The sequence below is a fragment of the Demequina aurantiaca genome (assembly GCF_000975135.1).
In the GTDB taxonomy this organism is placed as follows: domain Bacteria; phylum Actinomycetota; class Actinomycetes; order Actinomycetales; family Demequinaceae; genus Demequina; species Demequina aurantiaca.
In genome coordinates this window covers 184801-209100 of sequence record NZ_BBRF01000002.1, presented here as the reverse complement: position 1 = coordinate 209100, position 24300 = coordinate 184801, and the positions used below count along the sequence as shown (strand labels likewise).

20 protein-coding genes are annotated in these 24300 nt (G+C 64.4%); 7 read left to right on the top strand and 13 right to left on the bottom strand.

Annotated elements, in window-relative coordinates; genetic code table 11:
- Positions 1 to 8 precede the first annotated feature (8 nt).
- A complete protein-coding gene (gene dnaJ, locus AOP73_RS09400; RefSeq protein ID WP_061965299.1) occupies positions 9 to 1136 on the bottom strand; it encodes a molecular chaperone DnaJ in 1128 nt (375 codons plus the stop codon).
- Positions 1137 to 2150 (bottom strand): heat-inducible transcriptional repressor HrcA, encoded by a 1014-nt coding sequence (gene hrcA, locus AOP73_RS09395; RefSeq protein WP_061965297.1) that lies wholly within the window; start codon positions 2148 to 2150, stop codon positions 1137 to 1139.
- Between the two features lie 347 nt (positions 2151 to 2497).
- Between hrcA and AOP73_RS09390 the strand changes: the two genes are divergently transcribed.
- Together AOP73_RS09390 and AOP73_RS09385 are read left to right on the top strand one after the other, a co-directional pair.
- A complete protein-coding gene (locus AOP73_RS09390) occupies positions 2498 to 2902 on the top strand; it encodes a DUF4870 domain-containing protein (protein WP_061965295.1) in 405 nt (134 codons plus the stop codon).
- Between the two features lie 91 nt (positions 2903 to 2993).
- Complete coding sequence (locus AOP73_RS09385) at positions 2994 to 3422, top strand: DUF4870 domain-containing protein (RefSeq protein ID WP_061965293.1); 429 nt, start codon at positions 2994 to 2996, stop codon at positions 3420 to 3422.
- 42 nt (positions 3423 to 3464) lie between these two features.
- Here AOP73_RS09385 and hemW read toward each other — a convergent pair whose 3' ends face one another.
- On the bottom strand, positions 3465 to 4616 hold the full coding sequence (hemW, locus tag AOP73_RS09380) for a radical SAM family heme chaperone HemW (RefSeq protein WP_061965291.1): 1152 nt from the start codon (positions 4614 to 4616) through the stop codon (positions 3465 to 3467).
- Positions 4617 to 4624: 8 nt separating this feature from the next.
- A complete protein-coding gene (gene lepA / locus AOP73_RS09375; protein ID WP_152650627.1) occupies positions 4625 to 6478 on the bottom strand; it encodes a translation elongation factor 4 in 1854 nt (617 codons plus the stop codon).
- Positions 6479 to 6655: 177 nt separating this feature from the next.
- Between lepA and AOP73_RS09370 the strand changes: the two genes are divergently transcribed.
- The 4 genes from AOP73_RS09370 (at position 6656) to AOP73_RS09355 (ending at position 9972) form a co-directional block, all read left to right on the top strand.
- Positions 6656 to 8368, top strand: a complete 1713-nt coding sequence (locus AOP73_RS09370; RefSeq protein ID WP_152650626.1) for a putative bifunctional diguanylate cyclase/phosphodiesterase — start codon at positions 6656 to 6658, stop codon at positions 8366 to 8368.
- A gap of 39 nt (positions 8369 to 8407) precedes the next feature.
- On the top strand, positions 8408 to 8872 hold the full coding sequence (locus AOP73_RS09365) for a type II toxin-antitoxin system PemK/MazF family toxin (protein ID WP_061965701.1): 465 nt from the start codon (positions 8408 to 8410) through the stop codon (positions 8870 to 8872).
- Positions 8873 to 8944: 72 nt separating this feature from the next.
- The gene (rpsT, locus tag AOP73_RS09360; RefSeq protein ID WP_061965285.1) at positions 8945 to 9205 is read left to right on the top strand and encodes a 30S ribosomal protein S20; all 261 of its coding nucleotides are present in this window, start codon (positions 8945 to 8947) and stop codon (positions 9203 to 9205) included.
- A gap of 77 nt (positions 9206 to 9282) precedes the next feature.
- On the top strand, positions 9283 to 9972 hold the full coding sequence (locus tag AOP73_RS09355) for an EAL domain-containing protein (RefSeq protein ID WP_061965283.1): 690 nt from the start codon (positions 9283 to 9285) through the stop codon (positions 9970 to 9972).
- A 72-nt stretch (positions 9973 to 10044) separates the two neighbouring features.
- Here AOP73_RS09355 and holA read toward each other — a convergent pair whose 3' ends face one another.
- The 6 genes from holA to leuS form a co-directional block, all read right to left on the bottom strand.
- Positions 10045 to 11037 (bottom strand): DNA polymerase III subunit delta, encoded by a 993-nt coding sequence (gene holA, locus AOP73_RS09350; protein WP_061965281.1) that lies wholly within the window; start codon positions 11035 to 11037, stop codon positions 10045 to 10047.
- A 19-nt stretch (positions 11038 to 11056) separates the two neighbouring features.
- Positions 11057 to 13492, bottom strand: a complete 2436-nt coding sequence (locus AOP73_RS09345; RefSeq protein WP_061965279.1) for a ComEC/Rec2 family competence protein — start codon at positions 13490 to 13492, stop codon at positions 11057 to 11059.
- Positions 13489 to 14328 carry a ComEA family DNA-binding protein gene (locus tag AOP73_RS09340; protein WP_061965277.1) on the bottom strand — a complete coding sequence of 280 codons (840 nt, stop codon included), beginning with the start codon at positions 14326 to 14328 and terminating at the stop codon, positions 13489 to 13491. Before AOP73_RS09340 ends, AOP73_RS09345 begins: the two co-directional genes overlap by 4 nt.
- Before the next feature lie 141 nt (positions 14329 to 14469).
- The gene (locus AOP73_RS09335) at positions 14470 to 15330 is read right to left on the bottom strand and encodes a DegV family protein (protein WP_061965275.1); all 861 of its coding nucleotides are present in this window, start codon (positions 15328 to 15330) and stop codon (positions 14470 to 14472) included.
- 45 nt (positions 15331 to 15375) lie between these two features.
- Complete coding sequence (locus tag AOP73_RS09330) at positions 15376 to 16257, bottom strand: DegV family protein (protein ID WP_061965273.1); 882 nt, start codon at positions 16255 to 16257, stop codon at positions 15376 to 15378.
- Between the two features lie 44 nt (positions 16258 to 16301).
- Positions 16302 to 18806, bottom strand: a complete 2505-nt coding sequence (gene leuS, locus AOP73_RS09325) for a leucine--tRNA ligase (protein WP_061965271.1) — start codon at positions 18804 to 18806, stop codon at positions 16302 to 16304.
- A gap of 606 nt (positions 18807 to 19412) precedes the next feature.
- Here leuS and AOP73_RS09320 point away from each other — a divergent pair.
- Positions 19413 to 20786 (top strand): D-alanyl-D-alanine carboxypeptidase family protein, encoded by a 1374-nt coding sequence (locus AOP73_RS09320; protein WP_152650625.1) that lies wholly within the window; start codon positions 19413 to 19415, stop codon positions 20784 to 20786.
- A 65-nt stretch (positions 20787 to 20851) separates the two neighbouring features.
- On the opposite strand, the gene AOP73_RS09315 is transcribed toward AOP73_RS09320, so the two are convergent.
- The 3 genes from AOP73_RS09315 to AOP73_RS09305 are packed head-to-tail and all read right to left on the bottom strand — an operon-like array spanning position 20852 to position 24266.
- Complete coding sequence (locus tag AOP73_RS09315; RefSeq protein ID WP_061965267.1) at positions 20852 to 21688, bottom strand: transglutaminase family protein; 837 nt, start codon at positions 21686 to 21688, stop codon at positions 20852 to 20854.
- On the bottom strand, positions 21685 to 22608 hold the full coding sequence (locus AOP73_RS09310; protein ID WP_061965265.1) for an alpha-E domain-containing protein: 924 nt from the start codon (positions 22606 to 22608) through the stop codon (positions 21685 to 21687). The genes AOP73_RS09315 and AOP73_RS09310 overlap by 4 nt, the downstream gene beginning before the upstream one ends.
- On the bottom strand, positions 22608 to 24266 hold the full coding sequence (locus tag AOP73_RS09305) for a circularly permuted type 2 ATP-grasp protein (RefSeq protein ID WP_084626773.1): 1659 nt from the start codon (positions 24264 to 24266) through the stop codon (positions 22608 to 22610). The genes AOP73_RS09310 and AOP73_RS09305 overlap by 1 nt, the downstream gene beginning before the upstream one ends.
- Positions 24267 to 24300 lie beyond the last annotated feature (34 nt).

Here is a 24300-nt window from a genome sequence, read left to right as displayed (position 1 = left end):
TCAGGACGCTACGCGCGGCCCATGAAGGCATCACGCAGACGGGAAAACACTCCCCCGCCGATGGGCGCCATGTGGGCCTCGGGCATCTCCTCGCCGCGCAGCGCCGCGAGCTGGCGAAGCAACTCCGTTTCCTCGTCACTCATGTCCGTGGGGGTCTGCACGTCGAGGTGGACCAGCAGGTCGCCGCGGCCGGAGCGCTGGAGACGTCCGACGCCTAGGCCCTTCAACTTCACGGTCGAGCCGGAATGCGTGCCTGCGCGGACCTCGACATCCTGCGCACCGTCAAAAGTGTCAATGCCCATGACGGTACCGAGCGCCGCTGCGGTCATCGGCACATGCAGCGTGCAGTGAAGGTCGAAGCCCTGGCGCTCGAAGGTAGGGTGCGCCTTTTCGCGGATCTCGATGTAGAGATCGCCCTTGGGCCCCCCGGCAACACCGGCATCGCCCGAGTTCGACATGCGGATACGTGTGCCCGTCTCGACACCCGCAGGAATGTCCACGGAGATGGTGTGGCGCGAGTGCGTGCGTCCCTGGCCTGAGCATTCGCCACACGGCTGCGGAATGGTCGAACCGTAGCCGCCGCACACGGGGCAGGGTGACGTGGTCATGACGTTGCCGAGCAGAGACCGCGCCATGCGCTGCACTTGTCCCTGGCCATTGCACTGGCGGCACTGCTGAGGCGAGGTGCCGGGAGCGCAGCACGTACCCTTGCACGTGCCACACGTGTCGGCCAGATCGACCTGGATCTCGCGCTTGACACCGAACACCGCCTCATCCAGCGTAATTTCCGCCGACACGAGGGTGTCGCCGCCACGCTGCATGCGGCTCGCGGGGCCACGTCGCTGCTGCTGCCCGCCGCCAAAGAAGGACTCGAAGATGTCTTCGAAGCCGAAGCCCTGGGGGCCCGTGTTCTGGCCGCTGTGTCCACCTCGGGGGTCCACCCCGCGGTCATATTGCGCGCGCTTCTCGGAGTTGCCGAGCACCTCATATGCGGCGCCCACCTCTTTGAAGCGCGCCTCGCCATCGGGGCCGGCGACGTCCGGGTGGAACTCCCGCGCTAGCTTGCGGTAGGCCTTCTTGATGTCAGCCTCGGTGGCGTCGCGAGGGACGCCCAAGACGGAGTAGTAGTCATTCACTTAAGCTTCCACAACCTTCGACAAGTAGCGGGCGACGGCGCGAACCGCGGCCATCGTCCCTGGGTAATCCATTCGTGTAGGTCCTAATGCGCCCAACAGGGAGAGGCCGCCGTTGTCGGCTCCGTACCCTGCGGCAACGATCGACGTGCGCGCGAGAGACTCGTGTTGAGTCTCCGAACCGATGCGCACCGCCACGTCCTGGCTTTGCCCGGTCATCTCGTGTAACAACCGCAACAGCACTACTTGTTCCTCAAGGGCGTCAAGAACGGAGCCCATAGCGTCGGCCTCGAAGTCCGTTCCTGCCCTCGCGAGGTTCGCCGTGCCAGCAAACACCACACGCTCCACCGTACCGCCACGGGCCGACTTGGCGACCGCGCCTGCGAGCGACGATGCCCACAGGGGCTGCCCATCGTGGGCGGCCCAGGCGTCCAGATCACCTTGGAGAGACGACGGCGTGGCCGACACTGAGACCTGGTTGACCTCGCGCGCCACGCGCTCGAATTCTTCTTCGCTGGGATCCTCGCCGAGCGCAATGGTCGCTTGCTCCACCCGCGCATCGGCGGATACCACCACCGCAAGCGCACGATCGGCGCCCATGCGTACCAGTTCTACGCGGCGTACCGCGCTCTCCCGCACCGACGGGTACTGGACCACCGCCACCTGGCGCGTGAGCTGGCTCAGCAATCGCACTGAACGCTCCACTACGTCGTTGACGTCGACGGCGTCGGACAGAAAAGTGGTGATGGCTCGCTTCTGCGAGTCCTGCAACGCCGATGCCGCGACGTGATCGACGAACGAGCGATAGCCCTTGTCGGTAGGGATGCGCCCAGCGGAGGTATGTGGCTGAGCGATCAGCCCCTCCTCCTCGAGCGCTGCCATGTCGTTGCGGATCGTGGCCGGCGAGACACCAAGTTCCTGACGTGTCGACAGCGCTTTGGAGCCCACGGGCTCAGACGTGGAGACGTAGCCCTCGACGATGGCGTGCAGGACGGCACGGCGGCGATCATCGGTCATGGCTTGCCTCCCGTCGGCGAGTGGTCGTTGGCTTGGTGAAGGGGCGTCTTACGTGCGCGCGCGGGCATCGAATCTCTGGCACTCGACCCGCCCGAGTGCCAATTCTACCGCGTCCTGTGAGGAGCTTTGCGGGCCCACACGTGCGTAGATTCCCCGTTAACCGGACCTTATCGACAACTACGACCGTCACTTCTGGGCTCCACTTCTGTACTTTGCTGGGCCTTTGTCGCTACATTGGTGGGGTTGGAAGTCCTCACCGTCGCGGTCACCATGTGTCCAGACAGTCCGCGCGACACGGCGAGGCGGACCAGCCTTACGTCCATCTCGACTACGCACTGGAGAAAACCATGACAGACAGCACTCCTCCCCCTCCCCCTCCCGAGCAGCCTCAGCAGCCCGCCGGTCAGCCCGCAGGCTCCGCGAGCACGAACCCCAACACGATGGCCACGATCGCACACGCAGTGGTCGTCACCGGATTCCTGATCCCGCTCATCATCTGGCTTGTGGGCAAGGACCAGAGCCAGTTCACGGACACCGAGGGCAAGAAGGCGCTGAACTTTGGCATCTTGGTCTCCATCGGCTACTTCGCCTCAGTCATCCTGAGCGTGATTCCGATCATCGGCTGGATCCTTTCCCCCATCCTGTGGCTCGGAACCGTCGTCGTCGCGCTGATCTTCGGAATCCAGGGTGCAATGGCCGCGAACAAGGGCCAGGCGTACAAGTACCCCTTCAACCTGAACCTGGTGAAGTAAGACCCTTACCCACCACCCTGAGACCAACCAGGGCCCCGTATCCCTCCGCGGAAGGATGCGGGGCTTTGGCGTTTCGTGGCACGCTCGTGACATGAACGAAACGACGCACGATCCTCAGACCCCGCGGCCACCCCACCCCATCACGCCGGCACCCATGTACGAGTCAGAGGCCCGCACCATCTCGATGTGGCTCCACTTCGCCGCCGCGATCGCCGCCATCCTCTCCGCGGGGACCCTCAGTTTTGTGGTGCCCCTCGTCATGTGGCTCATGTACCGAGAACGCAGCGCCCTCGTGGACTGGCACGGCAAGCAGAACCTCAACCTGCAACTGACCATGATCGGTGCGGGAATCGCCGCCGTCATCCTCGGCGTCGTCACGCTGTTCATTGGATTCATCGTCACGATCCCGCTGTTCATCGCGTACTGGATCTTCTCGGTCGTAATCTCGTTCATGGCGGGCACCGCTGCACAACGTGGCGAGTACTACAAGATCCCGCTTGTCATACCGTTCGTTCGCTAGGGAGCGGCTCGCAGACCTGACTCCGCACGCGAGTCGATGACCCTAGGTCAGCGCGCGGACGGCGGCGTCGGCGAGCAGCCGCCCGCGCATCGTCAATACCAGTCGACCAGCGAGCGCTGCGTGGCCATCCAATAGCCCGTCGCCGATGAGTGCGGCGATCGCGCCAGCTTTGTCCGCGGCGACCGCGTCGCGCGGGATTCCCTCGGCGAGCCGGATCTGAAGCATGACGGATTCCAGCGCGAGGTCATCGGCGGTGAGCGGCTCACGCTCCTGCTCTGGGCTCTCGCCCGCGCCAATGCGCGCCGCATACGCGCGCGGGTGCTTCACGTTCCACCAGCGCTCGGCGCTTGCCCCCGTGCGAGGACCCAAGTAGCTGTGCGCGCCGGGACCGATTCCCCACCAATCCTGACTACGCCAGTAGGCCAGGTTATGGCGGCACACCTGCTCGGGCTCGCGCGCCCAGTTACTCACCTCGTACCAGCCGAATCCCGCCGCCGCCAGGCGCGACTCTGCCGCCTCGTACATGTCGGCCTGTGTGTCGAGGTCGACCGGCTCGACCTCGCCCCTGCGCAACTGAGCACCCATTTTGGTGCCGGGCTCGATAACGAGGGCGTACGCACTGACATGGTCCGGCTCGAGCGCCACCACGGCGTCGAGGCTAGCGTTCCAGTCCTCGAGAGACTCCCCCGGCGTGCCGTAGATGAGATCAAGGCTCACCGCAAGCCCCGCCTGCTTTGCCCAGCCCACGGCCTTCGCGACATTGTCTGGGTTGTGGGTCCGTTCCAGGGTCTTGAGAACGTGCGGGACGGCTGACTGCATCCCAAAACTCACTCGCGTAAAGCCGGCCGATGCTAGGGCCGACAGGGACGCGGCGCTCACCGAGTCAGGGTTCGCCTCGGTAGAGATCTCTGCCCCTGGGGCGATGCCCCACGTGTCGCGGACGCCGCCGAGTAGCGCGATCAGTGCCGTCGGGTCCAGCATGGTGGGCGTACCGCCACCAAAGAACACCGTCGAGGCGGGACGACTGTCGCCGGCCATCGAGTCGTGAGCCTGAGCCATCTCGCCCAGTGCCGCCTCGACGTACCCCTCGCGCGTCGCGCCCTCAACCTCGCCTGGGGCGTAGGTGTTGAAGTCGCAATACCCGCACCGAACCGAGCAGAACGGGACATGAATGTAGACCCCGAAGTCACGCATCGGCGTCGTTACTTCTTCTTGCCCTTGTCGGAGCCGTCGTCAGACGTCGAGAGCGCGGCGATGAACGCCTCCGGGGGAACCTCAACGGAGCCGATGTTCTTCATGCGCTTCTTACCGGCCTTCTGCTTCTCCAGCAGCTTGCGCTTTCGCGAGATGTCGCCGCCGTAGCACTTGGCTAGAACGTCCTTGCGAATGGCCTTGATGGTCTCGCGAGCGATGACGCGGGCACCGACTGCGGCCTGAATGGGGATCTCGAATTGCTGACGGTCAATCAACTTGCGCAGTTTGCCCACCATCGAGAGCCCATAGGAGTACGCGGCATCCTTGTGGACCACAGCGCTGAAGGCGTCGACGGTCTCGCCCTGGAGCAGGATATCGACCTTGACGAGGTCCGCAGCCTGGTCGCCGTCGGGCTCATAGTCGAGCGAGCCATAACCCTTGGTACGCGACTTGAGCTGGTCGAAGAAGTCGAAAACCACCTCGGCCAGCGGCAGCGTGTAGTGCATTTCCACGCGCGTCTCACTGAGGTAGTTCATGGTGCCCATGGTGCCGCGGCGCTCTTGACACAACTCCATGACTGTACCGATGAACTCACTAGGGACCAGGATGGATGCCTTGACCACCGGCTCACGCACCTCGGCGATTTTGCCGCCGGGAAACTCGGAAGGGTTGGTGACCTCGTGAACCTTGCCGTCGTCCATGGTGACCTGATAGACCACGTTGGGCGCGGTGGAAATGAGGTCAATATTGAACTCGCGCTCGAGCCGGTCTCGCACGATCTCAAGGTGAAGCAGGCCGAGGTAGCCGCAACGGAAACCAAACCCAAGCGCGACAGAACTCTCCGGCTCATAAACGAGTGAGGCGTCGTTCAGTTGAAGCTTGTCCAGGGCGTCGCGAAGGATAGGAAAGTCTGAGCCATCGAGCGGGAACAGACCCGAGTAGACCATCGGCCGCGGGTCGCGGTACCCGCCAAGGGATTCCTTAGCGCGGTTGTTCGCCAGCGTGACCGTGTCACCCACCTTGGACAGGCGCACATCCTTCACGCCGGTGATGAGGTAACCCACCTCGCCTACTCCCAAACCCTTGGTGGGGACGGGTTCGGGGCTGATGACGCCAATCTCGAGCAGCTCGTGAGTCGCAAGGGTCGACATCATCGCGATCTTTTCCTTGGGCTTCAGGGCGCCGTCGATCACCCGGATATAGGTCACGACGCCCCGGTAGGTGTCGTAGACCGAGTCGAAAATCATGGCGCGGGTGGGAGCCGACGCGTCGCCCTCGGGCGGCGGGATGTCGCGCACCACACGGTCGAGTAGCTCAGGCACGCCTTCGCCGGTCTTGCCGCTGACGCGCAGCACGTCGCCCTCATCACAGCCAATGAGTTGAGCGAGTTCCGCGGCGTAGCGGTCAGGGTCCGCCGACGGCAGGTCAATTTTGTTAAGTACAGGAATGATGACCAGGTCGTTTTCCATCGCCAGGTAGAGGTTGGCGAGCGTCTGAGCCTCGATGCCCTGTGCTGCGTCCACCAGCAGAATCGCTCCCTCGCACGCGGCGAGAGAGCGGGAGACCTCGTAACTAAAGTCCACGTGGCCGGGGGTGTCGATCATGTTGAGCGCGTGAGCTCCCCCCTCCACCTCCCACGGCATGCGTACCGCCTGCGACTTGATGGTGATGCCACGCTCGCGCTCGATGTCCATGCGGTCCAGGTACTGCGCGCGTGAGGCACGCTCGCTGACCACGCCGGTGATGCCGAGCATGCGGTCGGCCAGGGTGGACTTGCCGTGGTCGATGTGCGCAATGATGCAGAAGTTGCGGATCAGACTCGGGTCAGTCGAGGCAGGCTGAATGCGAGGGTCAAGTGACACTGTGGTGGCTATTCCTTGAACGGGGGCGGAGGCAAGCCCCTATCGTCCCATGAATCGGCCCGCTCATGCGCTGCCCACGTCTGCCGATACATAAGGCAAGGACGCACTGGTCAACAACGACGTTTGATCACGACCGCAAACACCGTAGTGCCGCACTTGCTGAAACTGGGGGGACAGATGACGCACGACGACGACCTTTTCCACTCTATCTTTCGAGACTCGCCCATCGGTATGGCGCTCGTGGACGACGCAGGCACGTTCGTCGCGCTCAACGACGCGTTCGCGCGCATCCTCGGCCGCGACAGCCTGGATGTCGTGGGGGTCCACTACTCGACGTACACCCATCCCGACGATCTTCAACGCGACCGCGAGATGATGACGGCCGTCGCATCCGGCGCCATGCCCTATTACCAGGCACAAAAGCGACTCCTGCACCGCAATGGCGACACCGTCTGGACCCGCGTCACCGTGTCGGACGTTGCCCACGATGCCGCCTCCGGCCGCCACACGTGCATCGTGCAGATCGAAGACGTGACTGAGGTGCGTCGCACCAAGGAGCTTCTTGAGCATCGGGCGCAGTACGACCACCTGACTGGCCTACCCAACCGATCTCGCTTGATCGAATTGCTCACTGCAATGCTCGACCACCACCCGACCGCCGCTCCTGTGGCCGTGCTCTTCATCGACATTGACCACTTCAAACTCATCAATGACTCGTTCGGGCACGAGGCTGGCGACGATGCGATCGTGGAGGTGGCGCGCCGAATACGGGATTCCGTGCGCCCTACTGACGTCGTGGCCCGACTCGGCGGCGACGAGTTTGTGGTGGTGCTCGACACGATCCTTACGGAGAATGCCGCGCAGGGACTCCTGACCGTGATCACCGATGCCGTGCAGGAACCGCTCGTCGTGGGCGGCCAGCACGTGCGCGTCACAATGAGTACCGGCATCGCCCTGGCTGATGTGGGATTGGGTGCGGAGGGGTTGGTGCGCCGCGCCGATCTGGCGATGTTCGCGGCGAAGCAGGCCGGACGTGCCGGTGCTGAAGTCTTCCGCGAAGACCTGCATGCCAATGCACTGTCCCGACTGTCCGTCGAGGCGGAGCTCCGCACCGCTATTGCCGAGGGCGAATTGCGAGTCCACTATCAGCCGGTGGTAGACCTCGGCACTCGCGAGGTGGTGGCGTACGAAGCCCTTGTTCGTTGGCAGCACCCGACGCGCGGACTATTGCTACCTCAGGACTTTATCGAGGTGTGCGAGGCGGCGAACCTCGTCATCGACCTGGGTCGCTTTGTCTTGCTTGATGCGTGCCGGCTGATCGCCTCACGTCCAGATTTCCAGGGCAAGATATTTGTCAACGTGTCGACCCGCCAGATTGGTGGAGCCGACCTGACTCGCGTGGTGACTGCGGCACTCGACTCAACCGGGGTCAGTCCCGACCGCCTCGGACTAGAAATCACAGAGTCAGGGATGCTCGCGGCCACGCCCGCCGAGCACTCCGACCTGGACCGGCTAACAGCAATGGGCATCGACCTCCTCATTGACGACTTCGGCACGGGTTACTCATCGCTGTCCTCCGTGCTGCAGAACCCCGTCTCCGGCCTCAAACTCGCGCGAGAATTCACCCTGCGATTGGGAGACCGTTCCACTGGTGATCGCATCTCAACTGCGATGGCGAGCCTCACGACCTCGCTCGACATGTACGGGATCATCGAAGGCATCGAGACAGAAGCCCAATACTCCATAGCCCGTCAGCACGGGTGGAGCTTTGGTCAGGGCTTCCTGTTCGGGCACGCGTTGCCCGCTGAAGAGCTCTTTGTCGGAGCACCCACTGACCCCGAACTCGCCGACCGGGCGTTGACACTGCCCGGCTCCGGCGCGCTAACGTAACGCAACATGGCCAACCCACATCCTTCCCGCCTATCGCGATTGTTTGCGAAGTTAAAGACTGCACTCGCACCGCGCTCTGCGCGCAAGGGCCCCCCGTCATATCCAGGCGACTTCGAGGGCAAATTCGACATCGAGTACTCCCCCAAACTCGACGGCAAGCCGGATCCTGGCGAGGTGGTGTGGACGTGGGTGCCTTTCGAGGAGGACTTCAACCACGGCAAGGACCGGCCGGTGCTCTTGATAGGTCGAGATGGTGACTGGTTGCTCGGCCTCATGCTCACGAGCAAGGATCACAACCGCAACACCGCCAGTGAGGCTCACTGGGGCCGATATTGGCTCGATATTGGGTCCGGCGCGTGGGACCGTCAAGGCCGCCCAAGCGAGGTGCGTCTTGATAGAGTGTTGCGTGTCAACCCGCGCACAGTGCGGCGCGAAGGCGCCGTTCTCCCGTACGCGAAGTACGAACAAGTATCACGTTCGCTAATTGAGTGCCATCACTGGTAGTATTGGCGGTCGTGTGTGCGCCCGTCGGGCGCAACACCCCAAGTTTATTTCCAACACCGTTAGAGGACCCACGTGGCAAACATTAAGTCGAAGATCAAGCGTATCGGCACCAACGAGAAGGCTCGCGTGCGCAACGTCGCCGTCAAGTCTGAGCTCAAGACGCACGTCCGCAAGGTCCGCACGGCCATTGCTGCCGGCGACAAGGCCGCTGCGCAGACTGCACTGCAGACCGCAACCACCAAGCTCGACAAGGCTGCGTCCAAGGGCGTCATCCACGAGAACCAGGCCGCGAACCGCAAGTCGGCTCTCGCCAAGCAGGTCGCGGCTCTCTAGCCCCGCACACTTCGCCCCGGCATGCTCTGCGTGACCGGGGCTTTTGTGCTACCCAGCGCCTTTCTTCAAGGGATTCAATGACCACGTCCGCGACGCCGCGCCTGTGGCATGTCACGCACCCGGAGGCCGTCGCTCGGTACACCAAAGTGCCCACCCTCGTAGGCCGCCAAGGCATCTACACACCGGGTGGCGAGTTGTTTGGCTACGAACTCCTCTTCCGCGCTGCGGGACTCAAGGGAGCGCGAGCTGATCGTTGGAATGCGGAAGACCAGGACCTCGCGACTGAGCACGTGATCGCCGCCGCCTTTCACCAAGGCATCGATATCACCAACGGCAGAGACGCGTCCGTGAACTTCACCGGAAACTACCTACTCACTCATCGTGACCTGGCCTGCGACCCCGCCACGGTGATTATCGAGATCGTGGAGTCGATCACCCTGCAGCATCCACTCGTGGACCGACTTCGCGAGCTGCGTGCCCAGGGATTCCGTATCGCGCTCGACGACTTCACCGCCACTGACGCTCAGTGCGAGCTGCTGCCCTACGCGGATTTCGTCAAACTCGACCAACACGACGTGACGAGACTCGGACCGCAACTGGTGGAGCGAGCGCGAGGCAATGGGCGAACACTGGTTGCGGAATGCGTGGAGACACAATCTCAACTCGACGCCCTCGTGGCTCTCGGTTTCGAGCAGATCCAAGGGGATCTGTTCGAGCACACCGAGGTACTCAGTATTCCCACGCGTGGCGCCGGCAATCGAACTTAGTAGCCGTGCCATGGGGCCGCGACAGCCCGTCAAATTCGGTGTGCGTTGTCTCGCCGGCGGTGCGGCATCTGACTAGTTGGACGCCAGCCCGGAGACTCGGCGCACCACCCGCTCGAGCGCGAAATCTGGCGCGCGACCGCCACCCTTGATGTCGGCATCTGCCTGTGCGACCTCTTCGATGGCCTCGGCCAGTGTCCGCGCGTTCCAACGCTGCAGTTCGCGCCGAGCACGATCCACCTGCCACGGAGCCAGTTTCATGTCGCGCACGGGGTCCATTCCGCGCCCGCGTGCCGCGCCCACCTTGGCCAGCGTGCGCAGCTTCAACGCGAGCGCCGCCACCAGGGGCACGGGATCTGTTCCGGTCGAAACTGCGTGTCGAACGAGCGCGAGTGCTTCGCCCGTCTTTCCCGCCACCGCGGCATCGGCGACTGCGAAGCCTGTCGCGTTGACGCGGGATCCGTAATAGCGCGTCACGGCCGCTTCGTCGATGGTGCCGTCGACATCGCTCATGAGCTGCGCACATGCGGCCGCGAGCTCGGCGACGTCTCCGCCAATCGCGTCCACGAGCGAGCGCACCGCGCGGGCGGGTGCGGGTCGTTTGCCGCGCTCAAACTCCCCCATCGCGAAGTCAACCAACTCGGCATCCTTCTTGATGGCGGGACACGTGTACTGAGCGGCACCGGCCGCCTTGAGCGCGTCGAGCAGCTTCTTGCCTCGCACTCCACCGCCGTGACGGATCACCACGACGACGGTGGGATCGGGTGCTGCCACATAGGCCAAGCCATCGGCGAGGAACTCGTCGTTCATCGCCTCCGCACTATCGACAACCACGATGCCGGGCTCCGCAAACAGCGACGGGCTGGTCGCTGACATGAGCGCGCCACGGCTATACGCACCGGCGTCCAGGCGCGTCACGGTGACGGAGTCCTCACGCTTCTTGACCGCGAGCACGATGCGCTCAATCGCTCGCTCCCCTAGTACCGTCTCTGGGCCCGACACCAGCACGAGCGGCGCTGGCGCGGCCTTAAACCAGGTTGCTTCCGGGGTGGAATTGCGTGCGGCCATGTGCTTAGCCTGCCATGCGTCACCGACACTGCGATGCCACGCGCAACTCCGGGTTGCGCCACACCACCACGTCAGCACATTCGTCCGTCCGGACTGTGGTGGCGCCGTTCCCGGAGTAGAGCGCGAGTGCCTCCGCTGACGGATGCCCGTAGGTGTTTCCGGCACCTACACTGACGATTGCCACGGCGGCTCGGATCTGCTCCACCAGGCGCGGATCCTGGACCCGTGAACCATGGTGAGCCAATTTGACGACGTCCACGACAACGGGGGCCCGCACCTTCGCCTCCAGGTCCCGTTGAGCGGCGGTCTCCACGTCCCCTAGGGCCAGGAATGTCACCCCGTCGACGCTCCCGGACACCACCAACGACGCATCATTCACGAGGCTTCCTGCGACCTCGGAGTCTGGACCGGGAACGCTGCTCACCGCGCGCGCCTCACGCAGAGTGAGGGTGACCGATGCCCCATTCCACGTCGCCCCGGCGCGTGGAACAACGACGCTCACCTCGGCTTCGGCCAGCCGTCGCGCGGCGGCGTCGAACCCCGGATGGGTGGCGAGATCGGGTACCCATGCCGCCTCGACGCTGGCGTGGGATAGCACCTCAGGCACACCACCGTCGTGATCCGCATGGGGGTGCGTGAGAATGAGCAGCGGAACTTCGCTCACCCCAAAACGACTCAGGCACGCGGCTGCCGTCCCGTCCCCCGGACCTGCGTCGATCACCACGGCAGAATGCGCCCCGACGCGCAACATCATCATGTCTCCTTGTCCCACGTCACAAGCGACGAGGGACCACTGTCCCGGCACTGGGCTGACCCAGCCCCACGTGCGGTCCGACCTTCCCGCCAAGACGACCGCCGTCAGCGTGGCAACGGTCACCAGGACCTTGACTGATACGCGGCCCCTGCCTACGGTCCACCACATCGTCACGCACGTGAGTGCGGCCAAGGACACAGCTCCAGGGACACCCGGTGGCCACAGCACTGTCGCCCCGGGAAGCGATGCCGCCACATGGGAGATCAGCGCTACCGGCCACACTGATAATGAGGCGAGCCACGTGATGGCCGAGGCAATGCCCCCCGACGCGGGCCCGAGCACGACTGCGGCGAGACCGATGAGGGTCACGGGCGCGGCGAAGGGTACAGCGAGCAGGTTCGCTATGACCGCGTAGAGGCTGACGCGGGGCTCGAGAAGGATCAGGATGGGCGCGCAAGCTGCCTGAGCGGCGAGTGGGACAGAGATCAACATTGCCGGCGTGGGCGCCATCACCTTGCCCAGCACTATGCGCAGGCGCGGTGCCCACAGGACGATGGCGGCCACCGCGCTGACGGAAAGCGCGAATCCCGGTTCAAGTGCCACGAATGGGTCTACCGTCACGAGCGCGATCACTGCTGTCGCGAGCGCGGCAAGCGCTTGAGGCGGTCGCCCCCACCACACCGCGAGCGCTCCCACGAGTGCCATGACCAGGGCACGCACTACGGACGCGTCCGGAAATACTAGGCACGCAAAGCATGCCATTCCCAGTGCCGCAAGAGTCGCTCGCAGGCCCCGGTGCAATGGCAACCTGCGCAGCATGCCGTGCACCATCACCGCGACCACGGCGAAGTGCGCGCCCGAGACCGCGGTCAGGTGCGTGAGCCCCGAGACGCGCATGTCTTCCCGTTGCTCACTGGGCATTGCTCGGGTATCTCCGATGACCATGCCCCGGGTGAGTCCCCTCACCGGAGTGGCCAGCCCCTTGCTCGCTTGCCTAAAGTCCTCGCGGACGGTCGCTACGGCACCCGCCACTCCCCCAGCTCCGCGCACGTCATCCACTGCCGCGTCCCACCCCACCGCGACGGGACGATCGCCACGGCGGCGGTCCAGACGTGTCACCACAGTGACCTGATCGCCATAGGCGAGGGCCGCAACATCTTGCGCGCCCATCACGTCCACCGTCGCTGCAGACGGCCGCCACGAGGCACGCTCGTCGGCCTCACGCCATTGGCGAACCGACACACGGACGGCGTGGCGTTGTTCACCGTCGAATCCCGGATTGGTGAGTGGCACCGGCTCCCGGGCAACGACAGCCATCAGCTCAACCTCTGGGGCTTTGGACCCCACGGCAGCGGCGAAGCCCCCTTCCCACCGCGCGATCATATGGGCGGAGGTGCTCAACACGACGACTCCCGCCATCACGGCTACGAGTGCCGCGTGCGAGCACAGCGTGACCATCAGTCCGTGTCGCGCTCGACGTCTGGATATGCGCGCGTCACCACGACCACTGCCAGATGGGACTAGTCCAACCCGCTCACGCCGCATCGAGGCAAGTGTTCCCACGGCAACAGCGCCGGCAGCAATCACCAGAACCATCAGGAAGGCCATGGACGGTTTGATGAGTTCGCTGGCGATCATTCCCGCGCACAGGTACGCGGCGAGAGCCGCGGGAACCAGCCGTGCGTCATGCCTTGGCTTCACACCGTCGCTTCCTCGGAGAGCCGGGCCAGCAACGCGGGTCCGATTCCTGAGACGGCGTCAAGGTCCTCTACTGACGCAAATGGGCCGTGTTCCTCGCGAAAGTCCTCAATACGCTGCGCGAGGACTGGCCCTACCCCGGGTAGCGCCTCGAGCTCAGCCGCATCACTCCGGTTCACGTTGATTTTGCCGTGCACCGCTGCGGTACCCGCTCCAGCATCATGAGTTGCACCCTCATCCACTCCCGGCACATAAATCTGCTCGCCATCGACCAGCACCCGGGCGAGGTTGGGTCCATCGGCTGCGGCGTCGGCAAGCGGCCCACCGGCGGCATCGATGGCGTCTGCTACACGTGATCCCGCGGGCAATTCACGCAGGCCTGGCAGCGCCACATGGCCCGCGACGTCGACGACTACGATGCCGCTGTCGCTGGCGTCGTCCCACCCATCTCTGGAACCGTCGTCACTAGCGCCGGGCGACGGAGTCACCCCTGGACCGGTGCCTTCCGCGCCGGCGGACTCATACTCGGCTCCATCCACCCCAGCCGCACCATCCACGTCGACACCGGGTCCTATGACCGTTCTTGCCGGGGGCCTCACCACCATCAGCAGGATGACACCACAGAGCAGGACCACGATGCCGGCGGTGAGCGCAGCGCGAGGCGATAGCATCCAGCGCATTCCGCGGGCGTCGTCGGCAATGGGGTTACCGTGCGCGGACTCGTAGACGGCTCGCGCCTGACGAGCGACGCCGTCACGCCACCGCGCCCCCACGCTGTCGCTGGACACCACTGGGCTGCGCGCATCGGCCGTACCGCCCTGCCGTTCGTGATTGCTCATCCCCTGACGCTAGGCAGCACACACCGTGGCCGGTAAGCGGCGACCGTGGTCGCTGAGTTCGCACACTCAGGAGACGGCCTGTGGGCATCAGTCCACTGGCAGAACTCCCCGGACTGCACGGGTCAGGCAGTAAGACTGGTGTCAGCGCACGTCGTCTGGGAGATCCACCACGACAGCGGCGAGCGTGCCCGGTCCGGTGTGGACCGCCAGCACCGCGCTCACCGGCGTGCGCACCAGCATCGCCAGTTCGGGGTGACGGTTCTCGACGAGGAGTGCAGCGTCGCTACCAAATTGCTCGTCCCCGAGCACCATGATCGCGGCCGCAGGGCGTGCAAGGCCGCCTACATGTGTGTCGACCATGTCCAGCATGGCGCTGCGCGCTCTCGCAGTGGTCCGCACTCTTTCCAGGACCTCCACCTTGCCGTCGCGGATCGCCATCACCGGACGCAGACTCAGCGCATTTCCGATGGCGGCCGTCGCTGCGTTCACTCGTCCTCCTCGCCTGAGGAATTCGAGGCTATCGAGCGTGAAGACACACAACGATGACGCCGCCACATCCTGCGCCCGCTGAGCCACGTCGTCGATTCCCGCCCCGGCTGCGGCGCGGGCGGCTGCGGCCACGGCAGCGAATCCAGCCGCCATCGCGAGGGTCCGAGTGTCTACCACACGCACCGGGATCGCAGCGCCCTGAGCCGCGGCACGCGCAGCATTGACGGTGCCCGACATCTCTCCTGAAATGAGCACCACGACAGCAGCCTGCGCACCCGACGCGGCTGCCTGCGCGTAGGCGGCTTCGAACGCCGCAATGCTCGGTTGCGACGTGGACACGGCACGGCCGTCAAGCAGGTGAGTCAGGACTTCGGTCGGAGTGATCTCCTCGCCCTCGGGAAAAGACACGTCGTCCACGATGACCTGCAGTGGCACCACGATGATGCCCCACTTCTTGGCCAAGGCAGGCGGAAGTGAAGCTGCGGAGTCAGTGATCACCGCGACGTTGCTCATGGGCACCACAGTAGCGGCGATGCGCCGGGCCGCACCCTGAGGGAACTAGGACGAGGCGAGAGAGGACCCGCGCAGCACATCAAAATAGGCCTGCGGCATTTGGGCGACGGCCGCGTAGTACATCCCCGGTCCCGCGTGGATTGCGAGCGACGTCGGAGGATCCGACTCGAGAGTCGGTCCAGAAATGGACAACTGGAACTCTGCGGGGACTGCCTCGGAGCCCACCAGTCCAACGGCTCCTGCGGGCCTCACCATCTCGCCCGCGCGTCGCTCGGCCAATTCACGCACCGTGCTACGGGCGGCGTCGGTGCCGCGCTTGCGATCCACCGACTCAACCTTGCCGTTGCGAATCCCCATGATGGGGCGCAATTTAAACATGGATCCCAGAGTCGCAATCGCTCCGGAGATGCGTCCAGAGCGGCGCAGGAAGTCGAGCGTGTCTACCGTGAAGTACACCTGCGAACTCTCGGCGGCCATCTCAGCTGCTCGCGCGACCTCCGCGTTGGTGCCGCCGGCAAGCGAGACTGCGCCCGCCGCGAGTGCGGCGTATCCCTGTGCCATGCCAGTGGTGCCGGTGTCTACCACGGTGACAGGAATCGGCGAGGTCGCCGCGGCAGCACGCGCTGCTCCGACGGTGCCGGACAGCTCGCTGCTCACGTGCACACACACGATTGATTGGGCGCCGGCGTTCGCGCACTCGGCGAACGCGTTGGCCATCGCCGCCACTTGCGGCTCGGCGGTCTCGACCTTCTTCCCCGCGACAATGGCGGCGATCGCATCATCCGGGCCAAAGCCCGCGCCGTCGGAATAGGTGCCGTCAGGGGTCGTCACGCGCACCGGGATGAGGTACACGCCAAACTCCGCAGCGACGTTTCCAGCCAGGCCACAGACTGAGTCGGTGATGACGGCGACAGTGCGTTCAGCCACGAGCAATCCTTTCTCGATGCGCCCCCCGAGAGGGCACATTTCTCCTACATGGGGACGATGTTGACGAGCTTGGGGGCGCGCACGATCACCGTTCGCAGCTCCGCGCCGTCGAGGGCGCGCTTGATGACGTCCGATGCGAGGGCCAACTCTCGCAGGGCGTCCTCACCGACGTTCGGGTCGACCTCGAGACGGTCGCGCACCTTGCCCTTCACCTGAACGACGCATGTCACGGTCTCCTCGACGAGCAGCTCCGGGTCCACCTCTGGGTAGCCGGCGTGCGCGACGTTGTCGTGACCGAGCATCGACCACATGTCCTCGGAGCAGTAGGGCGCGAACATGCTCAGCAGGATCGCCACTACCTCAGCGGCCTCGCGCACCGCGGGGTCAGCCGGACCGGCTCCCGAGTCGATGGCCTTGCGCGTCACATTGACCAGTTCCATGGTGCGAGCCACGACCACGTTGAAGCGGAAGCCCTCGACGAGCTCAGCACACTCGGCCAGCGTCTTGTGGGTGTGAGCACGCAGGGACACATCGCCCGATGCCGGGTCCGTCCCGGGTTCGCTCGTCACGTCGCGCGCGAGGCGCCACGCACGGGCAAGGAACTTGGCGCTACCGGAGGGAGAGACGTCAGCCCAGTCGATGTCGTCCTCAGGTGGGCCCGCGAACGCCATCGTGAGCCGGACGGCATCTACGCCGTATTCGTCGAGCTGCTCGCTCAGACGCACAATGTTGCCGCGTGACTTAGACATCGCTGAACCGTCCATTTGCACCATGCCCTGGTTGAGCAGTGCGAGGAATGGCTCCTCGAAGTCGACATAGCCCATGTCGTTCAACGCCTTGGTGAAGAAGCGGGCGTACAGCAAGTGCAGGATCGCGTGCGTGACTCCGCCGACGTATTGGTCGACGGGAGCCCACCGCGCGGCCTCCGCCGGATCAAACGGGCCGTCGGTCTTGTTGGGCGACAGGTAGCGCAGGAAGTACCAGGAACTATCCACGAAAGTGTCCATGGTGTCGGTGTCGCGCAGAGCGGGAGCCGAGCACTTGGGGCACGTGGTGTTGACCCAGTCGGTCGCGGCGGCCAGCGGGGACTTGCCCTTGGGCTTGAGGTCGAGACCCTCAGTGGGAGGCAGCTCCACGGGAAGCTGATCATCCGGAACCGGGACCTCGCCGCACTTGTCGCAGTGCACGATCGGGATAGGAGTACCCCAGTAGCGCTGGCGCGAGATCAGCCAGTCTCGCAGGCGATAGTTAGTGGTCTCGCTACCCACTCCATCTGCATTCAGCTTGGCGACGACGGCGGCGATGGCCTCTGTTTTTGCGAGGCCGTCGAACTCACCGGAGTTGACAACGAGTCCGTCTCCTCCGGTCGCGATCCAGGACTCGGCGGGGTCAGGCAGGGAGTTGCCCTCCTCATCCTTCACATCGACAACGGTGCGCACGGGTAGTTCCATGGCGCGTGCAAAGTCAAGGTCACGTTGGTCGTGTGCGGGGACCGCCATGATGGCGCCGTGCCCGTAGTCGGCCAACACGTAGTCAGATGCCCAGATGGGCAGACGCTCGCCGTTGACAGGATTGGTGGCGTAGCGCCCCAGAAACACGCCAGTCTTAGGTCGCTCGGTGCTCATGCGGTCAATGTCGGTCGCACCCTTGACGGCTGCCACGTACGTGTCGAAAGCCTGTCGCGTGGCGTCGTCAGCATCGGCCGCAAGTTCTGAGGCTAGGTCGGAGTCTGCGGCGACCACCATGAAGGTGGCGCCACAGAGCGTGTCCGGCCGCGTCGTATAGATGCTGATGGGTTCGTCGCGGCCCTCGATCGAGAACACCACGTCCGCACCGTGCGAGCGGTTAATCCAGTTGCGCTGCATCGCGATGACCTTGGACGGCCACGTGCCCTCGAGACCATCGAGATCGTCCAGCAGTCGGTCCGCGTACTCAGTGACCTTGAAATACCACTGCGTGAGCTTCTTCTTGGTGACGGGAGTGTCACAACGTTCGCAGAGCCCCTGCACAACCTGCTCGTTCGCGAGTACCGTCTGATCCTTGGGGCACCAGTTCACCAGCGACGGCTTGCGGTACGCGAGTCCGCGCTCGTACATGCGCGTAAAGATCCACTGGTTCCAGTGGTAGTACTCGGGGCGGTGTGTCGCGAGCACACGGTCCCAGTCAAAAGAGCAGGCGTAGCGTTCCATCGAGGCGCGCTGCTGGGCGATGTTCGCCTCAGTCCAGACTCGAGGATCAGTATTGTTCTTGATCGCGGCGTTCTCTGCAGGCAGACCGAAGGAGTCCCATCCGATGGGGTGCAGCACGTTGAAGCCACGCTGAATCCAGTACCGGGAGATCACGTCTCCCAGTGCGTAAGCCTCCGCGTGGCCCATGTGAAGGTCGCCCGAGGGGTACGGAAACATGTCGAGCACGTACTTGGTGGGGCGCGCATCGTCGGCACCTCCAGCCTTGAACGGCTGGGTCTCGGCCCACACCGGCTGCCAACGCCTCTCGAGCGCGTGGAAGTCGTAGCGGTTCTCGTCAGATTCTGGATTCGCGGAAGTCACCCACCGATTTTAGCCGGGTTGTACGCATCGCGGTCACGCGCTCCATTGGACGGCCCGCCCCCGGCCGATGCATCCTAGGGTTGGCATCCAACGTTGCAGTGGGATGTGCCACACGAGGTTTACTTACATCCGATATACGCCGATTATCCCTATAACCATCCGCGTGCTTCCGAGGCTCACGGGCTCAACAACGCCAGAGGAGTAGGGCTCATCCAAGCATTACGCAACAACGCCCGACTAGTCGCTGTACGAGCCGTGTGCGCTGTCACGATAGGCGTCGTGATCGCCCTCGGCAGCACCACAGCGCATGCGCAACCGATCATGTTTGACGAGGCAGCTCCGCCGTCAGATTCAGCGTCGTCGCAGCCCAGCGATGTGCCCAGCCCGGGTCCCTCGGCATCCGACAAGCCGTCACCGTCGGCAGATGATTCCCCGCGTCCGGCCCCTTCGGCCACTGCCACCCCGACGCCGTCCACGGCTCCGGTGCCAAGCCCCGCTCCCTCAGTGAGTGCCGCGCCAACACCGACGCCAACACCGGTTCCGAGCCCTTCATCCTCTGCCAAGCCCGATCCTGACCTGGACCATGAGCCCCCGCTCGAGGTTGTGGTGCCTCCCAAGGACGCACCCAACGCGGACGTGTCTCCAGACTCAACCGTCGACGCACTGCCCCCCACCTCGATGATGCTGAGGTCGGCGACCCCTGAGGCGGTACGTGCTGCCCCAGCGATCACCTTCACCGACGACTCCACGAGTGCGAGCTCCAGTCACTACTCCAAGTTCTCGACGGAGATCGCCTGGCTTGCCAATAGCGGCGTGACCACCGGATGGCTGATGCCTGGCGGCTCACGCGAGTACCGCCCGTACTCGACTGTCGCGAGAGACGCCATGGCAGCTTTTCTCTATCGGTATGCGGGAAAGCCCGCATACATCGCCGCTCCCCACTCACCCTTCGCAGACATCAAATCTTCCACCGCCTTCTTCACCGAGATTTCATGGGCGGCCGAGACCGGGATTTCAAAAGGATGGCGCGTCACGAGCGGGCACGAATTCCGGCCGTACAGCGCCATTACGCGCGAGGCGATGGCTGCATTCCTTTATCGATTCGCCGGGTCGCCAAAGGTCTCGGTGCCCTCAAAGTCACCCTTCACCGACGTGACGACCTCGTCGCAGTTTTACAAGCAAATCGTGTGGTTGGCCTCGACGGGCGCCACCACCGGTTGGAAGACTCCCGGTGGGGCGGAGTTCAGGCCGGGCGCCTCGATCACCCGGGACGCCATGGCGGCATTTCTGTACCGGCTAGATCGCGCCGGCGTGAGCTACGCACCCTCAGCGTCGTCGGGCCCGCTCCTCCGGCACTCCGTGGTGTACGTCTATGGCACCTCAACTCTCAATCTGCGCTCGGGTCCGTCCACGTCGTACTCGGTCGTCACCCAGCGATCTCGGGGCAACGCACTCACCGCCACCGGGGCCGTCTCCACAGGAGGCTGGATCGAGGTTCAGTTGGGCACCACACGGGCATGGGGTTCGGGCTATTACCTCGCGGGCTCGTCCGGCGTGGCAATCACCCGGGCCAAGACCTCGTACTCGAACGGCTACATCCCCGTCACTCATCTGTGCCCATTGTCGTGGGACACGGCCGAATTGCTTCTCTGCCAGGCTGCGGACGACCTGGAACGGCTCAACCGCGCCTTCCGGGCACGCTATGGCATGAACATTCCCATCAACGATGCTTACCGCACCTACCAGGAACAAGTCACGGCCCGAGCCGTCCTTGGCAACATCGCCGCCATCCCGGGCACGTCGAACCACGGCTGGGGGGCCGCGATCGATGTCGCGGGTTCATCCCTTCCCGGGGGCTATAGCGGCGCTGCGTACCTGTGGCTGCGAGACCAGCTCACCGGTTACAACTGGAAGGCGCCCGACTGGGCAAGACCCTCCGGGTACAACCCCGAGCCCTGGCACTTCGAATACACGGGCTGAGTTCCCAGGTTCTTCGCCTTCCCGACAAGCTCCGCGCATCGCGCCCGTCGCAGTCGGAACTGCGGCTAGGAAACCGTGGTCACCTTCACGGTGACGTTCAGATCCGTGGTGGTGCCGGCGACCACACCAGACAGCGGCGGCACGTCGCGATATTCACGGGCACGCGCCACAATCACGTGGTGATCTCCCACTTCCGAAGCGTTGGTGGGGTCGTAACCGAACCAATCGCCGCTCCACCACTCCACCCACGCGTGTGACTCGCCGCTGACCGTTTCTCCGATCTCCGCATCCTTCTTGGGGTGCAGGTAGCCAGACACGTAGCGTGCCGGGATGCCCACGGAACGCAGCGCGCCAATCGCGAGGTGAGCAAAATCCTGGCAGACACCGGACCTGGCTGCCCAAGCATCGGCCGCTGGGGTGTGGACGTTCGTCACGCCTGGTACGTAGTTCACCTGGTCGTGAAGGTAGTCACAGATCTGCCGCGCGGCGGCATCGGGGTCGAGCGTACGAGCCGACTGCTTGGCGAATTCCAGCAGTTCATCAGTGGGACGGGTCACGGGAGTCAGTGACAGGTACTCACACAACAGGTCCTGAAAACGCGGACCATTCAACGCATCCCAATCTGCGCGCTCCTCACGGTAGTTTTGCGGCAAGATCTCCACGAGGGACCGGTTGGTCACCGTCAAGGACGTGTGCGGCTGAGTGATCTCGAAGACCGTGACGTCACTCTCCCAGTAGTCGCGGTAGGCGGTTCGCCAGGACAGCGGCGAGATCTCGATGTTTGACTCGAGCACGCGCTGGCGTGGCAGCCACGCGGGGGTCAGGCGTGCCTCGTTGTACGACGACACCACCGGCTCAGCGTATTGGAACGCGGTGCGGTGTTCGATGCGCAAGGTACTCACAGGGCCTCCTGGCTCCACATGACCGTCGACGCGGGCAGGAAGTAGCGGTCACGGATAAGGTCCGATGCCGTGGCGCACGCCTTCTGCACCTCGCGCATCTGAGCGGGTAGGTCGGCAAGGATTTCGCCGACGTCACGGTATTCGAGGTTGGTCCTGGCGCGCCCCAAGGCGAGACGGGCGCGGTCGGCCAGCGCTCTGCTTGCGCCCGCCCCGTCGATCTCGCTCAGGATGGTTTCCGCCCGGTCCAGGTTGTACGCAATCGAGCGTGGGAACAGTCGGTCTATCAGGAGGAACTCCGCCGCTCGCTCCTCGGTCACGAGTGCACGCACGGTGCGCAAGTACGCCTCGTGCGCTGAACAGGTGCGTAGCAGCGTGGTCCAGTTGGGACCTGTGGTGCCCTCAAGACTGCGAGTCATCAGCAACCGCGCGATCATGTCGGCCCGCTCAAGTGAACGGCCCAGTTCCATGAAGTGCCAGGCGTCATCGCGGGAAGTTGTTGCGCTCGACAGGCCCCACACCACTGCCGCGCGTTCGCGCACCCAGACAAAGTACTCGTGGGGCCGCGACGCCTGCGACCAACGCGGCAGTTGATTGCGGGTCATGTTGAGGCTCTCCCACACCTCGGTGGAGATGACCTCGCGGGCACGGCGGGCGTTCTCGCGGGCGGCCGCCATCGTGCCCGCAATCGATGACGAACGGTCACGATCGAAGGCCAGGGTCGCCAGCACGTCGGAACGGGACACCGGCCCGTCGAACTCGCAATTCATGACCGCCAGGATCGAAGCATTGGCACTGGGCTCGTCGACCCAAGGGTCCTCGAGCAACACATTGAGGTGCACGTCCAGCAGTCGGGCGGTGTTGTCCGCGCGCTCCACGTAGCGACCAATCCAGAACAGTGATTCTGCGATACGACTCAGCATCAGACCGCACCTCCGTCGTGGCCGTTGGCACCCACGTGTTCGGCAGCATCGTCCGACTGAGCGGTTGCCGTCGGCTCGCCCTGCTGCTGTTGCTGTTGCTGCTGTTCCTGGCCGGCGGCATAGTCCTCCGGATGCGAGGCCTGCGGTACGGAGCCGATGCCGGAGAACTCCACGCGCGCCTCGGGGGGTGGCTGCGCGGTGCCACGGTGACGCACTCCACCGAGTACCCAGGTGTCCTTGGACCCGCCGCCCTGGGAGGAGTTCACGATGAGCTGCCCCTTCGCGAGCGCCACTCGAGTGAGGCCGCCAGGGAGGACCCACACGTCATCGCCGTCGTTGATGGCGAAGGGTCGCAGATCCACGTGACGGGGGTCGAGTCCCTCGTCAGTCAGCGTTGGCACGGTAGACAATTGAACGACGGGCTGTGCGACCCAGCCGCGGGGATCAGTGAGAATCTGCTTGCGCACGGCCTCGAGTTCCGCCTTGGACACCTTGGGGCCGATCGTCACGCCCTTACCTCCGGCACCGTCGACGGGCTTGACGACCAGTTCGTGCAGGCGATCCATGACCTCCTCGCGGGCCTCAGGTTCTTCAAGACGCCACGTGTCAACATTGGGCAGAATCGGCTCCTCGCCCAGGTAATACCTGGTGAGGTCCGGCATGTAGGTGTAGATGAGCTTGTCATCCGCGACGCCATTACCCACGGCGTTCGCGATGGTGACGTTACCCATGCGCGCGGCGTTGATCAGGCCGGGGGCGCCCAGCGTCGAATCCGGTCGGAACGCGATGGGATCCAGGTAGTCGTCGTCGATGCGACGGTAGATGACATCCACGCGGCGTCGACCAGCGGTGGTGCGCATGTAGACCCGGCCATTATGTGTCTCGAGGTCGCGGCCCTCGACGAGCTCGACGCCCATGGTGCGCGCAAGCAGCGAGTGCTCGTAGTACGCCGAGTTGAAGACACCGGGCGTGAGAACCACGATGGTGGGATCGTCAACGTCCTCGGGCGCAGCCTTCGCGAGTGCTGAGCGCAGTCGCTGCGAGTACTCAAGGACGGGGCGCACTCCCATCGCCCCAAACATGTCCGGGAACATCTGGGACATCGCGCGTCGGTTGGACAACACATAGCTGACTCCGGACGGGACGCGCACGTTGTCTTCGAGGACACGCCAGATGCCGTGTTGGTCGCGGACTAGGTCGATGCCCGAAACGTGCACACGCACGCCATTCGCGGGATCGACTCCAGCAACGGAGCGATAAAAATACTGCGACGATGCGATGAGCTTGCGCGGCACGATGCCGTCGGTGACGCAACGCTGCGAGCCGTACACGTCGGCCAGAAATGCCTCAAGAGTCTTCACGCGCTGAGCAACCCCAGGAGAAATGATGTCCCACTCGTCGGCGCCGATCACGCGCGGCACGATGTCGAGCGGAAAGGGCCGCTCCTCGCCCGCGTGGTCGAACGTGACACCCTGCGCGAGGTATGTGCTCGCTAGCGCCTCGGCGCGGGCATAGAGGTCGTCCCCGGACATGCGGTCGATCTCGGCATAAACCCGTGCATACGGCTCGCGTACCTTGCCGTGCACATCGACAGCTTCATCCCAGGCGGCCTGGGGCGAATACCCAGTCCAGGGCGTGTGCAGTGAGTCTGGCGTCATGCCTTCCACACTAACAACGCCCTGTTTCTCATGC